Genomic DNA, 21,999 nt, shown 5'->3' with positions numbered 1-21,999 from the left:
TGCTGCGTCCGCGCGCACCTCCCACAACAGTGGGGTCCACTATTCTGGACATGGCCGGTGATTTTTTACTCAAAATCACTCCCAATTGTCATGCGGCCCCCCTATAATCGCCGCCTTTGGCCGGAATGCTGCTGTAGAAACCCCGCAGGCCCCCGCCCCGATTTACCCAGATTTAACGCCCAGAGGCCCCCAGTGATAGACAATCTGCGCAATATTGCGATTATCGCCCACGTAGACCACGGCAAAACCACCCTGGTGGACAAGCTGCTGTCCCAGTCCGGCACTCTCGACCGCCGCGACGAAGGCGCAGAGCGGGTCATGGACTCCAACGATCAAGAGCGTGAGCGCGGCATCACCATCCTGGCGAAAAACACCGCCATTCGCTGGAACGACTACCGCATCAACATCGTCGATACCCCCGGACACGCCGACTTCGGCGGCGAGGTAGAGCGCGTACTGTCCATGGTCGACTCTGTATTGCTGCTGGTAGACGCGGTCGACGGCCCCATGCCGCAGACTCGCTTCGTCACCCAGAAAGCCTTTGAGCAGGGCCTCAACCCCATCGTGGTGATCAATAAGATCGACCGTCCCGGCGCGCGCCCGGACTGGGTGATGGATCAGGTCTTCGACCTGTTTGACAGCCTCGGCGCCACCGATGAACAGCTGGACTTCCCGGTAGTCTATGCCTCCGCCCTGAACGGTATCGCCGGTCTCGACGACACCGACCTGGCCGATGATATGACACCGCTGTTCCAGATGATCGTGGACAAAGTAGAGCCGCCCAAGGTCGACCCCAACGGCGCCTTCCAAATGCAGGTTTCCGCCCTGGATTACTCCAGCTACGTAGGCGTAATCGGCGTTGGCCGTATCAGCCGCGGCACCCTAAAGCCCAACCAACAGGTAGTGGTGCTGGACCGCGAGGGCAGTTCACGCAAGGCTAAGGTCCTGCAAGTTATGGGTTACCTGGGCCTCGAGCGCGTCGAAGTTGAACAGGCCAGCGCCGGCGATATCGTCTGCATCACCGGTGTGGGCGAACTGAATATCTCCGACACCTTGTGTGATGTCGACACCCCGGAAGCCCTGCCGGCCCTGAGCGTGGACGAGCCCACCGTGAGCATGACCTTCCAGGTCAACGACTCGCCCTTTGCTGGCCAGGACGGCAAATATGTAACCTCGCGCAATATCAAAGAGCGCCTGGACCAGGAGCTGATCCACAACGTGGCCCTGCGTGTAGAGCAAGGCGACTCCCCAGATAAATTCAAGGTTTCCGGCCGTGGCGAACTGCACTTGTCCGTTCTGATCGAGTCCATGCGCCGCGAAGGTTTCGAGCTGGGCGTATCCCGTCCGGAAGTGGTACAGAGAGAAGTCGACGGCGAGATCCACGAGCCCTACGAGCAGGTGGTTATCGACGTTGAAGAGCAGCACCAGGGCCCGATTATGGAAGAGCTGGGTCTGCGCAAGGCCGACCTCACCAATATGGAGCCGGACGGCAAAGGCCGCGTGCGCCTGACCTTTATCGTGCCCTCCCGCGGCATGATCGGTTTCCGCTCCCAGTTCCTCACCATCACCAGTGGCTCCGGCATCATGACCAGCATCTTCGACCACTATGGTCCGGTGAAACAGGGTGAAGTGGCCAAGCGCATCAACGGCGTACTGGTTTCCATGGTCAAAGGCAAGACCCTCGCTTACGGCCTGTTCGCTTTGCAGGATCGCGGCCGCCTGTTCCTGGGCCACGGTGAAGAGGTCTACGAAGGACAGATCGTCGGTATCCACTCCCGCGGCAACGACCTGGTGGTAAACCCCACTAAGGCCAAGCAGCTCACCAACGTGCGCGCCTCAGGTACCGACGACGCACTGACCCTGTCGCCGCCCATCCGCCACACTTTAGAGCAGGCGCTGGAATTTATCGAAGACGACGAATTGGTAGAAGTGACTCCCAACTTTATCCGTCTGCGCAAAAAAATCCTGCAGGAAAATATGCGCAAACGCGCGAAGAAATAATTTATATTTTCTTCCACTCTAAAAAGGGCCCTAACGGGCCCTTTTTTATTTGTCCTCCCACGACAAATAATACGCCGATCACTGTAAATATAAAAATTCCTCGGGCGAGGCTGTATTACTAATAGCTGAGTAACGTATACCGCTAGCTGGTATACGGTAATAAAATTCACCGAAAATATACCAGCTAGAATTTTTAGATAATTCCGTTGTCCCCCGCACACTTTTCCTTTTGTTTTTCGACTTAGGCAAACCAGGTTTCAATACCGCACCCAAAGTCCGATCATTTACCCTTTTTCCTGATATGAAAAAATTTCCTGAAAAAAGTGCGATTAAATTTTAGCTCCATCTTCTTTTTTTCAACACATGGAAACTAAAAAAATATCCAGCGCAAATAAATCATTGAACGGCATTATTTCTCTGTATCCGTCGTGGAACTTTTGCATCCTTATTTATTCCTAATTTCTCAATTATAAAGCTTCGAGAATCTCTGAATAATTCCGTGATACCTTGGAAAGCCCCACCGGCAGGCCTTGGGGGGCCACATCTACTGCGTTGTCACTCCTGCAATGGACTAAGACCATTTGTGGCGAGCTGCGTCTAATATTTGCGACCTTCAAGTCCCACAGAGACATTACGGAATTATTCAGAGGTTCCCTTAGCTCTATAACGCTAAGTTATTTCATATTTAAGGCCCATGGGAGGTCAGTCTAATGTTTTCTTTCCTGCAATCTCAGGATCAAACAAGGATGTTGGAGGGGGACCGCAGTGACCGCGGATTTGGATTTAAGAGGGTTGCAACGCTCGCGGCAGCGCTCGTGTTGAGCGTAAATATCAGCGCTCAAGAGACAACCAAACGAGTCTCGGCCTACTGGGCCGACTGGGAGTATTGGGCCGACTCATCCTTTACCCACGACAACGTGGATTTTTCCAAGCTCACTCACGTCCAGTACGCCTTTGCCTGGAACGACGAAGAGGGCACCATCTACTTCACAGACCCCTATGTTTTCTACGGGCTGGGCGCCCAGTCATTCTCCGGCGGCGCGGGTAATGGTCCGGTCAAGTGCTCCCCGCCCTTCTGGCATCCTTACAGCCAGTACGACTCCAGTAAGCAGGCCGAGGTCTGCCAGGGATGGAACGATCAAGAGTCAGGTTTCGTAAAATCGGTGCACGACGACGGCGCCAAGGCAATTCTCTCTGTGGGTGGCTGGACCCTCTCTCATAAAGTGTCTGAGATGATGGAGAGCGACACCGCACGCGCGGCCTTTATCGAAAATGCCGTAACACTCCTTACCGATTGGGACTTCGATGGGCTCGACCTCGACTTCGAATATCCGGGCTATACACCGAACGGCGGACGCTCAATCGACAAAGACAACTTCACAGCACTCCTGAGAGAGCTGCGCGCGCGCTTTGATGAAGTCGAAGCCGAGACCGGCAAAAACCTGGAGTTGACCGCCGCGGTCGCTTGCGGCCCCTCAATTGCAAAGGAAGGTTACGATTTTGCCGAAGTCGGAGCAATCCTCGATTACGTCAATCTTATGACCTACGACTTCGGTGGTGACTGGGATTCGGTAGCCCAGCACACGTCCCCCCTGTTCCCCTATGAAGGCCAAGTCAACGAAGGCTTCGACGCGGAGAGCTGCCGCGACATGTGGATGTCCGAGGGCAATATCCCATCCGAGAAAATCATACTGGGTATGTCCCACTACGGCCGCAGCGTTGCCGGCGCCACCGCGATCGGCGAGGCCGCATCGGGGCAAGACGTAGCCCACTGGGGTTCTGACACTGAAACGCGCTATTACCAGATCGTCGAAAAGATGCAGAATGATCCATCATTCCAGACCGCCTACGATCCAGAGGCCGTCACCCACTATGGGTGGTTCCCGGATGGCGGTTTTATTTCTTTCGAGGATACGACCTCAATTGCCGAGCGGGCTCGCTACGTGGTCGACCAAGACCTGGGCGGCGTGATGATCTGGCAGCTCCGAGGCGGCATGCTCCGCGAGAATAACCAGTACCAGTATCCGCTTCTCGACGCGGCACTGGAGGTCTTTGGCCAAGGCGATTCCGGGTCGGATAACTCTGGAGATAGCGGCAATAGCGGCGACACTGGAGGCACGGATAACGGAGACAACGACAACTCCGGGAATACCGGAAATAACGATAATACTGGTAACGACAGCGATACTGGCGACAACAACACTGGTGACAGCGGCGGCGCAGGAAGCACTGCCTCCTGCACGGCTTTCCAGCAGCCTTATGCCGGTGATCCTGGCTACTCTATCGGTGATGTTGTCGTCTTCGAAGGAGCTGCCTACGAATCCAACCACGCACCAAACTGGTGGTCGCCATCCGCCGCACCGACACTGTGGAACGAGACCAGCTGCCAGACAAATAATGACGGCTCTGACAGCGAATCAGACAGTGACTCTGATAACGGCTCGGATAGTGGCACTGACGACAATACCGAAAATGGTTCTGGCAATAATTCCGATAGCGACTCTAACGACAGCACTGACGACAACGAGGGCACAGCGGCTTCCTGCCCAGCATTCCAGCAGCCCTACGCCGGTGATGCGGCCTATGAAATTGGTGATCGGGTAACGTTCGAAGGCCAGGTATACGTCTCTACCTTCGGGCCTAACTGGTGGTCTCCGGCAAATGCCCCCCAGTACTGGGAAGCGAGTTCCTGCCAGTAGCCTAAATCCGTTTGTGTCTCGCAGGAAAACCCCGCGGAGCAATATGTAAGCGCGAAGAAATAAATTTTCTTCCAACCAATAAAAAGAGCCCTTTTGGGCCCTTTTTATTGGTTCATCACCCACACCCGATCCTGTCTATTTCCCTCCCTACTTTGTCGCCCACTTCGGACGATTTTGCAGCCATACCCTCAACCAATCGCAATACCGATCATAGGCATCTGCGCTAAAATTAGACGAATAGCGATTCATAAACCCATGCGGAAAAAGGGTTTGATGTACATTCACCAGCGGAATTTTGGAAAGATTGCGTGAAAAATCAGAAATATTCAAGGAGGGCTCTTCGTCTGCCAGGAAAAAATCTACATTTTTTCCTGGCCTTTCATCGAGAAAATGACGCACCCGGGAGCCATAAAAGCAAGCTGTCTGCTCAATGAATGCTGAACTATCACGACAAGCTAGCATCCAGGCGACAGTGGCTCCCACACTAAACCCAACCACATTACACTTGTGGTCCTGCGCTCTAATATATTTATTTACAAAAGAATAATAATTATCGACACCACCCTCTCTCATAAAATATTGATAAGCCGCCTCCTCACTTTCGAAATTCATTTTTTCCCCTAAATAGGGATCCAATATTTTATGATCGATACTCACTCTAGAGCACAACTGCTCCAAAGCTTCTGTTAAGCCCCAAATATCACTAATCACTACTATTTGCAAAATCAAGCACCAAGAAATCATCCAAGAATAAAAGATAGACAGAAATTCATTAATAATAAATATATTTATTCAGACCATCTCCCCTCTGCAAAACACCTCCTAAAGCTTAAATACTATTGACTTTAGCGGGTTACTCTCAACTTATTAAGATCTTTTTTTAACTCAAAAACCGTGTCAGACCCGTATCTGGATGACAATTTTTGTACATGGCTTTTCCCTTCCCCTTAGGGACTACAGCAACCTCATGACTCAATAGCAGATGCATCTCAGGGGAGAAACACACAGCATGCTGTTGCGCTGCTGTGTAGATCGCTTTGTGTGTGCGGTGGTGATGCACCCAGTTTTCCAAATCTACCAACGAGGCGAACCAAGCGATGGTCTCTGTATCCGGCCGGCCTCGCATTGGCTTTTCATCCCGTAAAAGGCGCACACTAAGACAGCGAGATTTCATTGGGTTTTCATCAAGAAATCTCACACCCTGTTCATATTTCGGGCGCAATTTTTCTTCGTAGCTTCTTCGCTCCTTTGAGCTTGTTACTGAATAGCCTTGTACGGTTCTGATCATACAGATATTTTCGGGTAGGCTAATTTCTTCACTGGATTGATCAATTGAAGATAATGGCTTCAATTTTTTTAATTGGCCAGGCAGACCATTATTCTCGGCCGCTGCAATACGATCCCGCATAGCGCCCCAATAAGCATGGTCTCTCTGCGTACAGGTCTCAAAATGACGAAATAGGCCCCAGTCTGCTGTCGGTAGGGAAGACGAAACTTCGAAGTGGCTGCGAGGAGCTGCCAGTGCCTCATACCAAACCCCGCACTTACCCTGGGTAATTACAGCCTACTCACTAAGCCCTTTGAGCAGCCACTTATTCATGGTGTCTTCACAAGACCAATAAGCAATAGCGATATCATTGTAAGCGTCCTGAGGATCAACATATCCAGCGCGTTCATAATGCAATAAACCCTCTGCCAGGGATAAAGCCTTAGCTAAGCGGGAAAATAGCAAATCATCCCGCTTACCACTGGGCATCTGTAAAGCAACCTGGCACTGCACATACCATATCGCTAGAGGTAAATTCAGCTCCCAGGATGGATATGGCGGTTCAAAGTGATCTGGACGATTTTTCATAATGACCCTGCCGCCAGTGAGCACTGTCGTTAACGGTGTATAATTATACTACTCGCCTCTCCAAGGTGAGGCATTGAAAAAAGCATACGGCTAACTTTCAGTAATTACATAGCTTCTCAAACGCTCTGCAATTTTCCCTGAATCTTACTTTCAAATTAAGGCGTCGATAGCTTTCATTGAAATACGCTCCAAAAGAAGGATAGTAAACTCAAGTATCTCTAATTGTGCAACCCCTGTAAGGCATGACATTGAGAATTACAGGAACAATAATCCCACACGCTAATGGATATATTTACGCATTATTCCTGTGAAAAAATATCGTATCGAGATATTACGGGCATTTTACATGCCAGAATTAAAGAAACTTTTCTGATACTTATCGAAAAAACATAATCTTGTTGAGACTTATAAAAAGTAAAAAATAATACAAAATAGAGAGACCCAATAATAATTGAATACAGCTATATATCTAATTGTAAATTGTCTGCCAACACATAGAGCCTTTTGATATTCTTGGCCTTTCTGGACTCCCTAATTGGGGATGGTGGAATATACAGAAGGGTGATATAAATACACCTCTTTTAAATAAACTGCTATGGGTCAATGAGTATATTGAAAGATCAATGAATATAATAAAAGAACCCCCTACGCCGGATGAATTAGCGGCAATGTATATTGAGGCTGGTTGGCTACAGGACCCTTCCTCAGATAAAATGACAAAAGTAGTTTCTTCACCGTCGGAATGGTATGTAGTTCGGGATCTTACCCATGCGGCTTTGGGGATAGGTCTATTTATTACTGACTACGCAAGATATGCATTTATCATTGATGTAATTGTCCTTAAAATACATCATTATAAAGGGATTGGCACGGCCATAATCAGCGAGATTGTTTCAGATTGTCGTAAACTCGGTATCGATAATATCAATCTTTGGCCTAGCAAGGGTAAAGTGCCGTTCTACGAAAAGCTTGGCTTCTATTCACTTCCTTCAGATCAACCACATATGAAGTTCGACACAGGTAAATGATGAGCTTCAGTTTGAGGCTGCGACATTCGAGTTGCTGCCATTAGAGAACGATGAGGAAAAGGGATAGGAAAATCGATTCTTGAGTTCCTCTCATCAAAGATTGACGGATGGGCAAATTCATTCGTTGCTATAACTAATTGGCCTGCAAAGAAGCTCTACTATGGATATGAAATATCTGATGAATTCATGACAGATTTCAATGGCACTCCGGTGTATGCTAACAAAATGATGCGCCCATACGGCAAGAGCTCACACCTCGCACACTCCCCCACCGATTAAGACGTTAAATTCCTTGGCTATGCAGAAAGATATCGAACGCAGACAGAATGAATTTATGGTCTTACTCGAAGAAGAGTATGGCTATAAGCATTGGTTCTGGTTCCCCAGAATGATGCCATTCGAGCTGGAAGCTTGGTGGGAAAAACTAGCAACTGTAGATCCTTACTTTAGGACTCCTGAACCATTACCAGGAGATATCCTATTCGCTGAGGACATGGAGTGTTGGTACTCCTTGCAAGAAAATGGAAGGCATTATCAGGCACATACTCATTGTGACGACGATAGTTGGCTCATGAGCCCTTCAGAGAAATATATTTATCACCGTGGCTACGAAGGTGAGAGAGAATAAATTTAACACGACAAGGAAAAGTCGCCCTGCGGACTGGTCTCGCTAGTGTTCAGCTTTACTTGCGACCCCATAGAGCTTGGAGCATGAATTAAACCTAGGGATAAATCGCAGCCCCGAGTAAACCTATAGACTACATGAGTACTCGCAATGATGATGGTATATCGGTTGATGTATTTCGAGACAACCTAATTAAAAAATGAATCTATTACGGTAATGTCGGCAATTTTACGCTCCAATTCGCCAGTATTAATCAAATTTTAGAGCGCATGGAATAGAGCACCTTTTAAACGCATAAATAGCTTCAGAGTAATTCATCCTCTATTAGATCAATATCGGTAACTATAAAATATTTTTGATCGGTGAGATCTTAAGTAACCAAAAATAAAATAGACAGAAATCCCAAATAGAGATCTGAACACAACTAAACAGACTTTTCCCGATGACATTATTTCACGGACACTACTTAGGCCATCCAGTCCAACCATAGTGATGACGAATACAGAGGTACTCAAAGTAGTGTCAAACCGTAAAAAACCTACGCTCAACTTTTTTCCACTCACCCAGAGCCGTAGGGGAATGCAGACAGACCGTAATTTGCTCGAACTGCTCAAAATTTTCATTCAGCACCTCCAGCGCTTGATGTGCGGCAATCGTATGGGGAAAGCGGTTGGTACCCGCACCCAACGCAGGAAATAGAATACGCTTCAGTCCACGTTCTTGCGCCAAGTGCAACACACTCTCATAACAGCGCCGCAGCTGGCCGATTGCCTGAGCCCCCCACTGATCCCCACTGCTCCACTGCGGAGTGACTGTGTGCAGCAGGTAGTCTACAGAGAGGTGGTAGGCCTTGGTGAGACGTGCCTCGCCTACGGCGCATTCCGGCTGTTTTTGACATTGTGCCGCAAGTTCTTCTCCTCCCCGGGTATAGACCTGGGCTGAAAGGCCTCGCCCGCGAATCAAATGTTTGTGTGCAGGACACACCAGCGCATCTCCGCGCAGGGTCAAAATATTGCCCCAAGTCAGATCAATTTGTGTCACGGCTTCTCAGTTCTAACGTTTGCTTTACAGATACTGTAGCTTGCGACTTTGGTCGTCGGGCGAATCCTCCTATACTCAGCGCTGCGTCACTCCGCGGGTGAATAGTGCGACACATTTAGACGCCTGATAGCCAACGGAAAGTTGCAGTCTGTATAGCAACAGAGATCACTATGAACTCAGGGTACAAAAAGCATAATCCCGCACCGGACACACCGGTGGAGGCGCTGGAGCGCATCGACCTGCGCCGCCGTATCATGGCCTCTTCCTATATGTTGATTTTCGCCATGGCGGTAACCGGCGCGATGGCTGTGATTGCCCTGACCGCCGCCGATATCCTGCAGGCCACTACTCTCTCCGCAGCCGCAGTGGTCATTCTCTGCGCCTACGTCACCATTAATGTCATGGGTCCCAGCCAAAAGACACCTCTGCTAGTGGGTATTCTTTTGCTCGTGCTCTACTTCTATCTATTGTTATCTGGCGGGGTGAACAATACCGGCCTGATGTGGGCGGTCATGTTAGTGCCGGGATTTATCAATCTCTACGGCTATAAGACCGGCACGGTCGCGCTTATTGCCATCGGCCTAGTGACGGCCACCGCCCTTTTCTATCCCGATTTTCCCGGCCTGACCGCGGAATACGATACCGCCTACCGCGCGCGCTTTATCGCGGTGTTTGGCGCACTCACCGCGCTCACCGCGCTACTCGACAGCAGCCGCCACCACACTCAGCAGTTGCTCGAGCGCCTGACCGGCGAGCTGGAAAAAAATGCCTCGACCGACGCCCTCACCGGGCTCGCCAACCGCCGTGAGGCCTACCGCGCTATCCACGACCTGGAGCGGCGTAACAAAGAGCAGCAGGGGCGCTATGTGGTATTGATCGGCGACCTGGACAACTTCAAAAGTATTAACGACACCTACGGCCATGCCTTCGGCGACCGCATATTGCAGGACGTGGCCAAAATCCTCGGGGACAACACCCGCTCCGAAGATATTGTCGCGCGCTGGGGTGGGGAGGAGTTTCTGCTGCTATTACCCAATACCGGCATGCGCGGCGGTAGCGTGCTAGCGGAAAAACTGCGCCGCAAAGTGGAGGCCCTTAGCCGCCGCTATGTACAACCGGTTAAGGTCTCCATCAGCTTTGGTGTCGTAGATGGCAGCGGCAACTCGCACAATGAGCTACTGGCGGAGGCCGATAAACGTATGTACCGCGCCAAGAACAGTGGCCGCAACCGGGTGGTGGCGGCTTGATGGCGGTAGGCCGAAAACATCTCGCCGAGAGACAAAGCGCTAACAGTTCGTGTCAGGCAATAAAACCGCGCAGGAAGAATCCGACGGCGAGCGCCAGCACGGCGGCCCCGCTACCAAAAACCAAGGTCTTGAGACCGGCCAACCAAGCCCTTTGGGAAAATACCAGGCCCTTACACAGACCGATAGCCAAGAAGGTGCAGGCCGCCAGAGCCGAGCTGCTATAAAACTGCTCGGTTAAGCTGAGCGGTGGAAAAAGATAGGGCAATAGCGGTATAGCGCCGACACCAATAAACGCAATAAATGTGATCATGGCACTGCCCAGGGGCCTGCGCGTCGCACGACTGATACCATACTCCTCCGCCAACATGGTCTCGATCCACAGCTGGCGGTTTGCGGTAATCGTGGCGACAATCTCACCCAATACGGGCCCGTGAAATCCTTTGCGCTGGAAAATCTGCCGAATCTCCTCGCGCTCCCCCTCCGGCACCAACGCTATATGTTCACCCTCGGTGCGGGCGGCTGCGTCCGCCTGCTCTCGCTCAACACTGACCGCCTCGTAGTTGCTCACCGCCATACTAAAACCATCGGCCATCAGGTTGGCAAAGCCCATCACCAGCACCACCGACTCTGAAAAACCGGCACCGAAGGCACCGGCCACTATGGCAAAGGTGGTGACGCAGCCATCAATAGCCCCAAGGACAAAATCGGAGACCCGCTGGGACCTCGGTGCCTGCCCCAATCTGGCGTGAATACGCTCGGGGCGGTGTTCCTCTAGCAACGCACGCCGGGACAGCGCCTCAGCCTTTTTGTCCTCGTCTTTCATGTTGTAGGCTCAGCCTAATAAAACCCTAGTGGCACAGAGCTTAAATAAACCTGACTAAGTTCGCAGCCGAATTCAGTGTTCATACCTGCCTTCTTGCTACGCCCCTATCCATGCCCTAGTTTTATTTCACAATAAAGCTGCCTCGGTCGACTCCGGTATTGCCGGTCTTAGCGTCATAGGCATAAACCAGTATTTCATACACACCGGGCAAGTCCGTCGCGAAGGGGGCACTAAAAGTATTCATAGTGTCCTGGATTTTTAGCGGTATTGTGGCGAAATCAGCCCCATCTTTTTTGATTAGGGCGGTGACTTCGATCTTACTGCCATCCCAGAGACCTCCGGCGGTAAGTGAACAGCCGCACATCATGACCACATTAGCGCGGATCTCAAACGGACTCTTATCCAGCCCCGTATAGAGGTGTGTTTGCGGACTGAGCAGGCCCACTACCATACCGGGTATCTCTACAATCAGTCCCTCACCAGTGATCGGCTTACCGGGCACCAGCCAGGTCTGGGTCTGAGCCACCACACGCGCCTGCTTCTTGATATAGGGCGCCAGCACCTCAACGGTGAGAAATACCGGTTCGCGGATATCGAGTTTAGCCGTGAATTTTGCCGCTCCCTCGGCGATAGGCACATGGCGCTCGCGCGGAGTCTGCATAATCTTGCCGGTATCACCGGTGCTCCCCTGGGTCAGCCCCCTCGCGAGGATTTCTCCGGTATCCGCCGCGCGGATAATAACCATGGCACCCCCAATGGAGGAGCCAATAAATTTGGCATCCTTGGCTTTGGCACGCACGGTAATTTCGGTAGGAGAGACTCGGGAAACCGTTTCGGCTCCAATTGGCAAAGCGACGACTTGAGCAATAAAAACACAAATAAATATGGTAATTTTTTTCATTCAAAATCCTTATCTATATTCCAGAAAAAATCATATAAGCGCCTAACGTAAACAATCCCCAAAACATGGCGCCGACCAACAACCAAATAAAATTTAACAACGTTAATTTTTTATTGGACTTACCCTTTATATCTCCACAGGCAACATTTGCGGCCTTCTGCGCAGACAAAAGTGGCAGTGCAATAGCAGGCATCATAACCAGGCTAACAAAATCCAGAACTATCAACTCCGCAGAAACCGATGATAAGCGCTCACTCAAAAAACTGAGCAGAGTAGCCACGATATAAATAACCGCCATGAGTTTTGGCCGCCATTTATAACGCTTTTGCGTTTCTTCGAGGCGGATCCGTATGGTTAAAAATAAAGGGTAGACAAAAATGACGGAAAATATCGCACGCATAACCGGCAGCATACTTTCACCACTGGCCCTTTTATATTCTTTCCAGTGACGATAAAACCAATAAATAGAATAAATGCCGAATGTGCCAAAATACAGCACCAGGAACTTGGTGTTCGATACCACATAAAATTCTGTTCCTCCGAGCGCCTCATTACTCAGGTCGGCCTCTGGCGCGTCGTAAATTCGACTATCCATACTATCACCTTCAAAAAATCGGGAAAAACAAACTGATAAATAGAAAGTTCAACAGGCGGGGTGAAAATCCACCCAATAAAAAAGCCGGGCAATGCCCGGCTTTTCCTTAACGGTTTGTCTTGCCTTTAGGCACTTTTAACGGAGCCGACCCAGGCGGCCACGCGGCTTTCCAGAACCGGCACCGGCAGAGCGCCACCGCCCAGTACGGTATCGTGGAAACCGCGGATATCGAACTTATCGCCCAACTGCTCTTCGGCCTGCTTGCGCAGTTCCTGAATTTTCAGCATACCGATTTTATAAGCGGTTGCCTGACCCGGCCATACCAGGTAGCGGCGAACTTCTGAGCGCACTGCGGTTTCGGGAATCGCGGAGTTCTCCAGGAAGTACTCAACCGCCTGCGCCTCGCTCCAGCCCTTGGCATGCATACCAGTATCCACAACCAGGCGGATGGCACGCCACATTTCGGCGGTCAGGTGACCAAACAGATTGTAGGGATCTTCGAAGGCCCCCATTTCCTTAGCCAGTTTCTCGGAGTACAGCGCCCAGCCCTCTACATACACGGTGAAGTGCGCCTGGGTGCGAAACTGCGGAATACCCTCCAGCTCCTGGGCTATGGAGATCTGCATATGGTGACCTGGGTTACCCTCGTGGTAGGCCACGGTCTCCATATCGGTAGTGGAGTAAGCGCTCATGTCGGACAGATGCGCATAGTAGATACCCGGGCGGGAACCGTCCGGGGTGCCTGGGTAATAGTGCTGGGCACCGCCATCCTGCTCGCGGAAAGATTCCACTCGCTTCACCACCAGCTCTGCCTTGGGCAACAGGCCGAAATATTCCGGTAATTCCTTGGTGATATTGTCGAGGAAAGCCGTGGAGTCATCCAAGTAGCCCTGGCGACCATCTTCGGTATTGGGGTAGTAGAACTGGCCATCTTCACGGATAAAGGTAAAGAAATCCTGCAGGCTACCCTCGAAGCCCACTTGCTTCTTGATGGTCTCCATCTCCTCGCGGATACGCGCCACTTCCTTGAGGCCGATATTGTGGATCTCATCGGCTGTCAGGCTAGTAGTGGTGGTATTGGCCAGACGCTGGTTGTAGTAGGCCATGCCATTCGGCAGGCTGCTGGCTCCCTGTGGTTCCGCAGAGGCTTTCTGAATGTCTTTCTTCAACCAGGCAATCAAGGCCTCGTAGGCTGGCAGGAATTCGCTCTCCAGAGACTTGCGCGCATCCGCAGTGAGCTTATCGGCCTGCTTCTGGTCAATCTTTCCGGCTTCCAGCAACTCGGCTATCTGACCTTTTGCTCCGGTCCACAGGGGCGCATCATCGCCATCGCTGAAAGGGGCGCCGGCGATCAACTTGCCGGACTGCTCGATAGCACCCTCATAGGCAAAGCGTGGCGGACGGATACCCTCTTTGGCAGACAATTCGGCGCGCTCGCGCAGCTGGTTGATCGCACGGGAAATACCGCCGATACGGGCGATATAGGCCTGCATATCCTCGATATTCTCCACCTTGTGGAAATTCAGCAGGAAGTTCGGCAGCTGTGACTGTACCCCACCCATCTGCTCGAAAATATAGCCATGGCGCTTGAAGGGCTCGTCGGCCTTGGCCTGTTCAAACTGATAGATCCAAATATCGTAGGACGTTTTCCCCTCCTGGCTCAACTTACCGTAATCGAAGTTCTTCTTCAGTTCGGCAACCGTCTTTTCCATCCAGGCCAGTTTGCGCGCCTCGGCGGCTTCACTCATATCATCGATCTGGTCGTACTGCTCTTTGCGACCAAGATAGGAGAGCTGCATAGGGCTGAACTGCAGCTGCTCTTCGTAGCGCGCGTCCAACCACTCGGTCAGGCGCTTGGTTTCGGCAACGGCGTCAACTGTAGCCGGTACTTCAGCAACGGCGCTCTGGGTCTTGTCGGTATTCGCGCCCGCCTGAGCGCTCTTATCGCCCTGACAGCCCGCGAGGATAGCGACAGCCAGCAGACTGGGGATCAAAGGGTTGTTCAGTTTAATCGGCATTTTCCTATCTCGATCAAAAATTGTACAAAAAAACGCCGATCACTTTGACATGAAATGATCGGCCTGTCGATTCGGCTACTTCCAAACGCCATATCTATGCGTCGAGCGGAGGAACCGGAGAAGATTTCACCTTTTAGTCCATACCGAACTGACTCTTCTGCGAGCCGAGTATTCGGGTTAAGCGGTGGAGCCCAGGATTGCGGCCGTGTTTACAGGAATTAAGAGGGCGAGTTACGCCGATTACAAAACCACACGGTCAAACCCTCGTTTGCAATCTCAGGTCCATACTTCCGATCTATAGGAGTCCCAAGGCTGTTGCCTCGTCCACGCAGCGCTGGTGTGCGGGGCAGGAGTCGAGGTGGTCGTTCACCATACCAGTTGCCTGCATATGCGCGTACATGATTGTGGAACCAACAAAACTGAAGCCAGTTTTTTTCAGCGCCTTACTCATGGCATCGGAGGTCGGTGTACTGGCGGGCACCTGCTCGAGGGAACGCGGGTTATTCACAATGACCCGACCGTCGGTGAACTGCCAGAGAAAATCAGCAAGTGTCTGTCCCTTTTCCTTCAGCGCCAGGGTCGCGCGGGCATTTTTTACCGCGGACTCCACCTTTAGGCGATTGCGAATAATACCTGGGTCCTGCAGTAGCTTTTCTATTTTCCGCGGCGTATAGCGCGCAATTTTTTCCGCATTGAAATTATCAAAAAGCCGTCGGTAATTTTCCCGCTTGTTCAATACGGTTATCCACGATAGTCCCGCCTGCGCCCCCTCCAGTAAAAGAAACTCAAACAGGATTGCCTCATCGGTCACCGGAAAGCCCCACTCCTCATCGTGGTAGCGCTGATACAGGGGGCTGGACAGACACCAGCCACAACGCTTCTCTTCCATAAATTACTCCCCAATCTAAATGCCTGTGATTTTTATACAGCGACACCGCCGAATAATTATCCAAACGATACCAGTAAAAAAATATGACTGTGGCAGGGCGCTACTGCGCCCCGGAAAAGAAATAGTGCTGGATTAATTGCAGGACCAACAACAAAGAGACCAGGATAAGAATAATATTACTGCGATTCACTGTAACTCCAATAAATTTTGCTCTACCAACCAGTCGCGACATTCGCACAACATAGTATCCAGCGCCACCGTCGATTGATATCCCAGCTCCCGCTCGGCCTTAGCACTATTGGCCACAACCCGGCGAGTCACCAGAGTGGCCTTCTCGGGGGTAATTATCGGTTCGTGCCCGTTCACCCGCGACCAGAGGTCAGAAATCCAAGCAATGGACTGAATTGCGAGGGCGGGTGTGGTGCGCTTGGGCACCGGCTTGTGCAACAACTCGGCAATTTTCCCAAAAAACTCCAGGAAACTGGCATCGGTGCCGGCGAGGATATAGTTCTCACCACAGCGACCCTTTTCGACCGCATTGATGTGTGCCCGCACCACCGCCCCGGCGTGGCAAAAAGAACCCCAGCCCGGCGGCACACCGGGAAGCTGGTTTTTATCGATCAGAAAAAAGGTCTGGGCCCAACTGCTGGTATCGTATTTACCCACCACGGCACAGGGGTTCAGAAATACCGCATCCAGCCCCTTGTCAATTTCATTGCGCACCGCAATTTCTTCGCGCTTCTTGGTATATAGGTAGTGATGACGCGGGTCATCAGCCAGCTTTTCACTCTGTTCGGTAATGGTTTCCCTGTGATATCCGTAGGCGGAAATCGAGCTGGTCACGATCATACGACCCACTTTTTTCTCCCTGGCCACCTGCGCAATATTCGCCGCACCCTCGACATTGTCCTTCCACTGCTGGGCATTGCCACCACGCCACATACTGGTATTGGCCGCCATATGGAAAAGCGCATCAATATGATCGGGGATCGCCGTGCGTAGAGAATCGGGATCGTCCAGGGAGGCCTCGACCAGTTCCGCCCCCATGGAGCGTAACCTATCGGTATTAGAGGTACGACGGTGCATAGCGGTTACCCGCCAACCATCGGCTTTGAGTTGCTCAACCAAATTCGCACCGAGGAAGCCACTGCCTCCGGTCACAAATGCATGTTTCATAAATCCACCGGATGATTATTTTTTTATTCATACCCAGTGACATACTCTGTCGAAACCTCCGCACTCCGGGAGGGTAAACCGGCTGACAGTACCGCTGCTCCGGCAGAGTAGACCGCCGCACGAAAATACGGTGCAGTCGGTTCAAGAAAGACACCCGGCAAGCTGTTTACCCGCCGGGTTATCAGGAGGGAGATTACTCGATTTTCATACCCAGTTGGTAGGCAAGGAAACTCCATTGGTTGGCGAAGTCTTCCACCTGCATCCACACCGGTTTGCCGGCACCATGGCCTGCACGGGTCTCTACTGCGAGCCATATGGGTTTCTCACAGCCTTGATCTCCCTGCAGGGCAGCGGCGAATTTGTAGCTATGCCAGGGTACGACCCGATCATCGCGATCTGCGGTCGTAATCAGGGTCGCTGGGTAGCAGGTGCCCTCGCGGGTATTGTGCACCGGAGAGTATGCATGTAGCGCCGTAAACTCCTCGCGCTTCTCACTCAATCCATAGTCACTCGACCACTGACGCGCATTCGCGGAGGCCGTGTGATAGCGCAGCATATCCAGCACGCCCACTACCGGCAGTGCGGCGGCAAACAGCTCCGGGCGCTGCACCAGGGTTGCACCGGCGAGTAAACCGCCGTTAGAGCGCCCACTGATACCCAGCTTCCGCGGAGAGGTAACCTTCTCTTCGATTAGCCACTCCGCAGCGGCAATAAAGTCATCGAAGACATTCTGTTTTTGGGTTTTGGTCCCCGCTTGATGCCAGGCGTCACCGTACTCGCTGCCACCCCGTAGATTGGCCAGGGCCAGGGTGCCCCCCATATCCAGCCAGCCCACAAAGCGGTTATAGAAGCGCGGTAGCTGAGCCGAATTGAAACCACCGTATCCATAAAGCAACGTTGGGTTAGAGCCATCGCGTTTCATTCCCTTCTTATGCACCAGGAACAAGGGGATACGAGTACCGTCCTTACTCTTATAAAAGTGCTGGCTCACCGTGAGGCCGGAGAAGTCTGCGGCGTATTCCGGCTGCTTAAACAGCTTGGTTTCGCCAGTCTGCACGTTCAGATGGTAAATACTCGGTGGAGTGATGAAATTAGAGAAAGAGTAAAAGGTTTCCACCCCGTCCGGCTCACCGTAAAAGCCCTTAACCGATCCCACACCAGGCAGTTTTAACTCATACTGCTCCTTACCGTCGGTATCAGTGACCAGCACCCGCGATTTGGCATCCTCCAGGTAATGCAGCACAAAGCGCTCACCGATATAGCTGGCACTCTGCAGGGCGCTGTCCGCCTCCGGCACCAAGTCTCGCCAATGCTTGCGTTGAGGCTTGTCCAGATCGACTGCAATCACCCGCCCCAGTGGCGCGCCCGCGCTGGTTTTGAAGAAAAAGGTATTCCCCTGATTGCCGAGAAACTGGTAAAGGCCATCCCAGTCATCCAGCAGCTTAACCACCTTGCCACTGTCATTGCGCAGGTCGCGGTAGTAGAAGGCATTGGAATCATAGCCATCGAAAATTCCGAAAAGCAGGTAGTTTCCATCGTCGCTCACCTCGGCCCCTGGGTTACGGGTAGGGTGGTCAGTAATGCGGTAAACCAATTGGTCGCGCTCCTGGGTATCTCCCAGGCGGTGGAAATAGACGGCTACCTGCTTAGTATCATCGGCACTGCCATCCTTATTGAATGGGTAGCGGCTGTAGTAGAAACCGGATTCGTCAGGCGCCCAGCTGGCAGCACTGAACTTGATACCCGTCAGCTGCTCCTTCAGGTCCTTACCCGTCTTTAAATCGCGGATACGATAGTCGGTCCAGTCAGTTCCACCATCGGAGATACCGTAGGCGAGGTAACGCCCCTGCGGACTGACTTGCAGACGCTTGGCCGCAATGGTGCCATCATCACTCAGGGTGCGTGGATCGAGGACAGCTTTGCCCTCTCCGAGGAGATTCCCGGTGCGGTAGAAAATGTTCTGATCCCAATCTCCGTTGTTGTAGTCGTAGTAATAGCTACCGCCCTTCTTGTAGGGCACACCATAACGCTCATAACGCCATAGCTCGGTAAGACGGTCATTGATTTTCTGCCAGCCTGGCAGGGCCTTCAGGCGCGGTAGGGTATACCCATTCTGCGCCTCGACCCAGTTCTTCACCGGCGCTGTGTCGGTGGCTTCCAGCCAGCGATAAGGGTCGGCAACCTCAACACCAAAGTACTTATCTACCTGTTCGATAGCCTGGCTCTTTGGGTAGTTGTCCGCTGCCTGCACACTGGCTGTGGCCAGGGCCCCAGCCAGAAACGTCAATAACCGTCTCTTCATACCGTATTCTCTGTTTCTCTGCATGAATCAGTCCGCTAATCTAGGCGATTTACCCACTGGGTTCCAGAGAGAGGGGCAGAACTGAGGTGAAAGGATTGATCCAACGGGTAAGCCACGCCCGCGTAGAAGTGGCCGGAGAGTCTGTTGGCGCCATTGAGCTAGGTGTTTTATTGCTCCTTGGTGTGGAGTCCAGGGACAACCGTGAAAGCGCCGATAAGCTACTGCATAAAGTGTTGAATTACCGAATATTTCCCGATGAAAACGGGCGTATGAACCGGAATGTGCAACAGGCCGGTGGCGGACTGTTGGTAGTCAGCCAGTTTACTCTGGTGGCTGAAACAGAACGAGGTATGCGACCCAGCTTCAGCCGAGGTGCCAGCCCACAGCATGCCGAGGGTCTATATGATTATTTTCTCGAGCGCGCGCGCTCCCAGTTTGCCCCAGTGGCCAGCGGTATTTTTGCTGCGGATATGCAGGTATCTCTACTCAATGATGGGCCTGTGACCTTCATGCTGGACACTTAAGTGTTCTCTACACCACATGTATTCCGACCGGATGCCTGGAATACTAAATGAAAAAGAGCAATTAATTGCAAAGGAGTAAATCCCACATGCGACTAGCCATAACAGGTAATATCCACCTAACACCGCTTGTTGAGCAGGATGCTCAAGCGCTCTTTCATTTGATAGAAGCCAACCGTGCTTTACTGAATAAATACCTATACTGGGTAAAATCCGTAAAGGACCTGGATTCCACCAGGCAATACATACAGCAACGCATACACAGTAAACGTGGTGGAGCGGTCTGGTATAAAATCATCTGCGACGACACGCTCTCCGGAATTTTTGGCATTAAAGAAATTAATAGACAAGAGAAGAGTGCAGAAATCGGTTACTGGCTCTCCGCTCATTGCCAGGGCCGAGGTATTATGACAAACGTAGTCACAACAATTTGTGAGCAGCTTAGAAATAAGTGGGGCATCCTTCACTTGAATATTCACTGCTTATCAGAGAATACGGCCAGCATCGCCGTCGCCAAGCGGGCCGGAGGAATTCACAGCGACACCATACCTGCTTATTCCACCATAGATGGCAAGTCTCAAGACCTGATGATTTATACTATTTCCCTCTAATATTATTAGCTAATTAGTAAGAAATTAATCAGGCATAATCAATAGCATACATTTTGAATGTGCTCCGTCAGGGCTGGACTTTTACTGGGCTCCATCCCAAACCATCCGAGCCCTGACCCGCCCTAAAAATTCTCTTGATAGACCATTCCCCAGTATCGATTTCCACCACTTTTCCGTCTCTCTGAGAACCTACAAACAAGAACTTGCCATCGGGAGAAAAGAGGAGTGAAGCTGGCTCACGCGCTGCGGCAGCTTGTAAATCAATACTCTTCAACTCTTTACGCGTAGCGGCATCGTAGATGACAACACGATTTCCCTGCAGATCTGCAACCGCAACCTGTTCTCCATTCGGGTGGAACTGTATTCGGATGGGAAGATAACCCACATCGATGGTGTCTATCTTTTTCATTGTATCGGTGTCGTAAATGAAGATATTTTTCGAGCGGTTATTACCAATCCACAGCTCTTTTCCATCCGGGCTGACCCATACCGCCTCGGGGCCATCCCCAGCTGGAAGGGTACTTTTTAATTTCATATTCTCCGTATCGATCACACTGAAGGTATCCGAGCCTCGACTGGTGACATAGGCGGTTTTGTTATCTGGAGATAACGCCAGTAGATGGCTACCAATCTGATCTGTTGAGACAGAGCTCAATACCTTTCCCGAAACCACATTCACCTTGATCACATCGTGAGTCTCTTCGGTGGTCACGATCAAGTTTTCGCTATCGCCCAACCACATGATGCCGTGGGGGCCCATGTGAGGACTGATATCAATAACTTTTGTGCGCTTCCCAGTCTGCACATCAAAGACATTGAGCTCTTCTCCCACATAGCCATCCTCCAAATAGGAAACCACCACAACCTTGGACTTATCTGGGGATAGAATGAGCTCATGCGGTGACCCACCAGTTTCCTGTCGCTTGATCTCTTCGCCGTTTTCAAGATCGATAAAGCTGACTGTTCCCTCATATTTATTGCCTACGATCAAAGTATTCGCACCCACAACACTTCCTGTACACAAAAGCAACAGGGCAAGGCTATAGGAGATTAACAACCGCATTTCAGTACCTCACGATATTTACTACAGGGGAGGGGATTCATGTCGGAATAGCTAAGTAGCCTCCTATCGGCTAACAGTATAGTTAAATGGGCCTTAACACCTTGCCACTTTACTACTATGGGTTCATGACTGAGTGGCCACCCACTTACCCACAAGTCGACCGTCAGCTTATCTTCAATTTCCCTCTCCACTTTTATTTTCCCGGTGGTTACCAACAGAAACCATGGATAGAGCTGTGCATAACTCCGGGATATCCCCTCTCAGCCCTGTCTTTCCGTGGCTCCGTAAAAGACGGGTAAAAAAGCAGCGCCTCTTGCGCAGATTTCCACAGGGGCGCGTTATTAACAGAAAGCCTGGATAGACTTGTGCATAACTCGAATAAATCCGCTACAGGCCCCGCGGTTACAGGTGTTCTCGGTAATGCTTAAAAATCCATCGATTAATCACTGGGGTAATTTCTACTTTTTACGGGCGTGCTATCGGTACTTTTCCGGTTTTGTGTCGAGGTTTTTTTGGGGAATATTTTTAGAGGTGGAGTGTAAAAAAGCTCTGAGGGAGGATGCGCTGGAGACTATTTTTGTCGGGTTAAACCGCGCGAGCTGAA

The 21,999-nt window shown here is 51.3% G+C and carries 19 protein-coding genes; 7 read left to right on the top strand and 12 right to left on the bottom strand.

The genetic code is table 11. The features are described from left to right. Positions 1 to 192 precede the first annotated feature (192 nt). Positions 193 to 2,001, top strand: coding sequence for a translational GTPase TypA (gene typA, locus ACCI51_RS05180; RefSeq protein ID WP_299585577.1), 1,809 nt, complete (start codon positions 193 to 195; stop codon positions 1,999 to 2,001). A 710-nt stretch (positions 2,002 to 2,711) separates the two neighbouring features. Then, positions 2,712 to 4,700: a glycosyl hydrolase family 18 protein gene (locus tag ACCI51_RS05175; protein WP_299585579.1), complete on the top strand. Its 1,989-nt coding sequence runs from the start codon at positions 2,712 to 2,714 to the stop codon at positions 4,698 to 4,700. Positions 4,701 to 4,847: 147 nt separating this feature from the next. Here ACCI51_RS05175 and ACCI51_RS05170 read toward each other — a convergent pair whose 3' ends face one another. From ACCI51_RS05170 to ACCI51_RS05160, 3 genes are all read right to left on the bottom strand, one after another. Next, positions 4,848 to 5,411 carry a dienelactone hydrolase family protein gene (locus ACCI51_RS05170; RefSeq protein ID WP_371842840.1) on the bottom strand — a complete coding sequence of 188 codons (564 nt, stop codon included), beginning with the start codon at positions 5,409 to 5,411 and terminating at the stop codon, positions 4,848 to 4,850. A gap of 169 nt (positions 5,412 to 5,580) precedes the next feature. Then, positions 5,581 to 6,258: a phenylacetaldoxime dehydratase family protein gene (locus tag ACCI51_RS05165; protein WP_371842977.1), complete on the bottom strand. Its 678-nt coding sequence runs from the start codon at positions 6,256 to 6,258 to the stop codon at positions 5,581 to 5,583. A 6-nt stretch (positions 6,259 to 6,264) separates the two neighbouring features. Continuing rightward, the gene (locus tag ACCI51_RS05160; protein ID WP_371842839.1) at positions 6,265 to 6,555 is read right to left on the bottom strand and encodes a hypothetical protein; all 291 of its coding nucleotides are present in this window, start codon (positions 6,553 to 6,555) and stop codon (positions 6,265 to 6,267) included. Positions 6,556 to 7,178: 623 nt separating this feature from the next. Here ACCI51_RS05160 and ACCI51_RS05155 point away from each other — a divergent pair. Both ACCI51_RS05155 and ACCI51_RS05150 read left to right on the top strand, forming a co-directional pair. Next, positions 7,179 to 7,583: a GNAT family N-acetyltransferase gene (locus ACCI51_RS05155; protein WP_371842838.1), complete on the top strand. Its 405-nt coding sequence runs from the start codon at positions 7,179 to 7,181 to the stop codon at positions 7,581 to 7,583. 292 nt (positions 7,584 to 7,875) lie between these two features. After that, positions 7,876 to 8,211, top strand: a complete 336-nt coding sequence (locus ACCI51_RS05150; RefSeq protein ID WP_371842837.1) for a hypothetical protein — start codon at positions 7,876 to 7,878, stop codon at positions 8,209 to 8,211. Between the two features lie 519 nt (positions 8,212 to 8,730). Here ACCI51_RS05150 and ACCI51_RS05145 read toward each other — a convergent pair. Further along, positions 8,731 to 9,249: a macro domain-containing protein gene (locus ACCI51_RS05145; RefSeq protein ID WP_371842836.1), complete on the bottom strand. Its 519-nt coding sequence runs from the start codon at positions 9,247 to 9,249 to the stop codon at positions 8,731 to 8,733. Positions 9,250 to 9,419: 170 nt separating this feature from the next. Here ACCI51_RS05145 and ACCI51_RS05140 point away from each other — a divergent pair, with 170 nt between their 5' ends. Continuing rightward, positions 9,420 to 10,496 carry a GGDEF domain-containing protein gene (locus ACCI51_RS05140; protein WP_371842835.1) on the top strand — a complete coding sequence of 359 codons (1,077 nt, stop codon included), beginning with the start codon at positions 9,420 to 9,422 and terminating at the stop codon, positions 10,494 to 10,496. Between the two features lie 52 nt (positions 10,497 to 10,548). Here ACCI51_RS05140 and ACCI51_RS05135 read toward each other — a convergent pair whose 3' ends face one another. The 7 genes from ACCI51_RS05135 to ACCI51_RS05105 all read right to left on the bottom strand — a co-directional run bounded on the left by ACCI51_RS05135 (position 10,549) and on the right by ACCI51_RS05105 (position 19,224). After that, positions 10,549 to 11,319 carry a VIT1/CCC1 transporter family protein gene (locus ACCI51_RS05135; protein WP_371842834.1) on the bottom strand — a complete coding sequence of 257 codons (771 nt, stop codon included), beginning with the start codon at positions 11,317 to 11,319 and terminating at the stop codon, positions 10,549 to 10,551. Between the two features lie 121 nt (positions 11,320 to 11,440). Next, on the bottom strand, positions 11,441 to 12,220 hold the full coding sequence (locus ACCI51_RS05130; protein ID WP_371842833.1) for a hypothetical protein: 780 nt from the start codon (positions 12,218 to 12,220) through the stop codon (positions 11,441 to 11,443). A 13-nt stretch (positions 12,221 to 12,233) separates the two neighbouring features. Continuing rightward, the gene (locus ACCI51_RS05125) at positions 12,234 to 12,815 is read right to left on the bottom strand and encodes a DUF4234 domain-containing protein (RefSeq protein WP_371842832.1); all 582 of its coding nucleotides are present in this window, start codon (positions 12,813 to 12,815) and stop codon (positions 12,234 to 12,236) included. Between the two features lie 125 nt (positions 12,816 to 12,940). Continuing rightward, positions 12,941 to 14,833 (bottom strand): DUF885 domain-containing protein, encoded by a 1,893-nt coding sequence (locus ACCI51_RS05120; RefSeq protein ID WP_371842831.1) that lies wholly within the window; start codon positions 14,831 to 14,833, stop codon positions 12,941 to 12,943. 295 nt (positions 14,834 to 15,128) lie between these two features. Next, positions 15,129 to 15,722, bottom strand: a complete 594-nt coding sequence (locus ACCI51_RS05115) for a DNA-3-methyladenine glycosylase I (RefSeq protein WP_371842830.1) — start codon at positions 15,720 to 15,722, stop codon at positions 15,129 to 15,131. 186 nt (positions 15,723 to 15,908) lie between these two features. Then, on the bottom strand, positions 15,909 to 16,898 hold the full coding sequence (locus tag ACCI51_RS05110; RefSeq protein ID WP_371842829.1) for an NAD-dependent epimerase/dehydratase family protein: 990 nt from the start codon (positions 16,896 to 16,898) through the stop codon (positions 15,909 to 15,911). A 193-nt stretch (positions 16,899 to 17,091) separates the two neighbouring features. Then, positions 17,092 to 19,224, bottom strand: coding sequence for a prolyl oligopeptidase family serine peptidase (locus ACCI51_RS05105; protein ID WP_299585605.1), 2,133 nt, complete (start codon positions 19,222 to 19,224; stop codon positions 17,092 to 17,094). Positions 19,225 to 19,286: 62 nt separating this feature from the next. Here ACCI51_RS05105 and dtd point away from each other — a divergent pair, with 62 nt between their 5' ends. Then, positions 19,287 to 19,724 (top strand): D-aminoacyl-tRNA deacylase, encoded by a 438-nt coding sequence (gene dtd / locus ACCI51_RS05100; protein WP_371842828.1) that lies wholly within the window; start codon positions 19,287 to 19,289, stop codon positions 19,722 to 19,724. An 86-nt stretch (positions 19,725 to 19,810) separates the two neighbouring features. Next, positions 19,811 to 20,332: a GNAT family N-acetyltransferase gene (locus ACCI51_RS05095; protein ID WP_371842827.1), complete on the top strand. Its 522-nt coding sequence runs from the start codon at positions 19,811 to 19,813 to the stop codon at positions 20,330 to 20,332. 67 nt (positions 20,333 to 20,399) lie between these two features. Here the strand turns inward: ACCI51_RS05095 and ACCI51_RS05090 are convergent, their stop codons facing one another. Beyond that, positions 20,400 to 21,395 carry a YncE family protein gene (locus ACCI51_RS05090; RefSeq protein WP_371842826.1) on the bottom strand — a complete coding sequence of 332 codons (996 nt, stop codon included), beginning with the start codon at positions 21,393 to 21,395 and terminating at the stop codon, positions 20,400 to 20,402. Positions 21,396 to 21,999 lie beyond the last annotated feature (604 nt).

It is taken from the genome of Microbulbifer echini (assembly GCF_041447225.1).
Lineage (GTDB): Bacteria > Pseudomonadota > Gammaproteobacteria > Pseudomonadales > Cellvibrionaceae > Microbulbifer > Microbulbifer echini.
This window is presented reverse-complemented; position numbering and strand designations above follow the sequence as displayed.

Coding starts and splice junctions, on each gene's coding strand:
- ACCI51_RS05175 (WP_299585579.1), top strand. CDS start 2,712: ATGTTTTCTTTCCTGCAATCTCAGGATCAAACAAGGATGTTGGAGGGG.
- ACCI51_RS05160 (WP_371842839.1), bottom strand. CDS start 6,555: ATGAAAAATCGTCCAGATCACTTTGAACCGCCATATCCATCCTGGGAG.
- ACCI51_RS05155 (WP_371842838.1), top strand. CDS start 7,179: ATGAATATAATAAAAGAACCCCCTACGCCGGATGAATTAGCGGCAATG.
- ACCI51_RS05140 (WP_371842835.1), top strand. CDS start 9,420: ATGAACTCAGGGTACAAAAAGCATAATCCCGCACCGGACACACCGGTG.
- ACCI51_RS05135 (WP_371842834.1), bottom strand. CDS start 11,319: ATGAAAGACGAGGACAAAAAGGCTGAGGCGCTGTCCCGGCGTGCGTTG.
- ACCI51_RS05130 (WP_371842833.1), bottom strand. CDS start 12,220: ATGAAAAAAATTACCATATTTATTTGTGTTTTTATTGCTCAAGTCGTC.
- ACCI51_RS05125 (WP_371842832.1), bottom strand. CDS start 12,815: ATGGATAGTCGAATTTACGACGCGCCAGAGGCCGACCTGAGTAATGAG.
- ACCI51_RS05120 (WP_371842831.1), bottom strand. CDS start 14,833: ATGCCGATTAAACTGAACAACCCTTTGATCCCCAGTCTGCTGGCTGTC.
- ACCI51_RS05115 (WP_371842830.1), bottom strand. CDS start 15,722: ATGGAAGAGAAGCGTTGTGGCTGGTGTCTGTCCAGCCCCCTGTATCAG.
- ACCI51_RS05110 (WP_371842829.1), bottom strand. CDS start 16,898: ATGAAACATGCATTTGTGACCGGAGGCAGTGGCTTCCTCGGTGCGAAT.
- ACCI51_RS05105 (WP_299585605.1), bottom strand. CDS start 19,224: ATGCAGAGAAACAGAGAATACGGTATGAAGAGACGGTTATTGACGTTT.
- ACCI51_RS05095 (WP_371842827.1), top strand. CDS start 19,811: ATGCGACTAGCCATAACAGGTAATATCCACCTAACACCGCTTGTTGAG.
- ACCI51_RS05090 (WP_371842826.1), bottom strand. CDS start 21,395: ATGCGGTTGTTAATCTCCTATAGCCTTGCCCTGTTGCTTTTGTGTACA.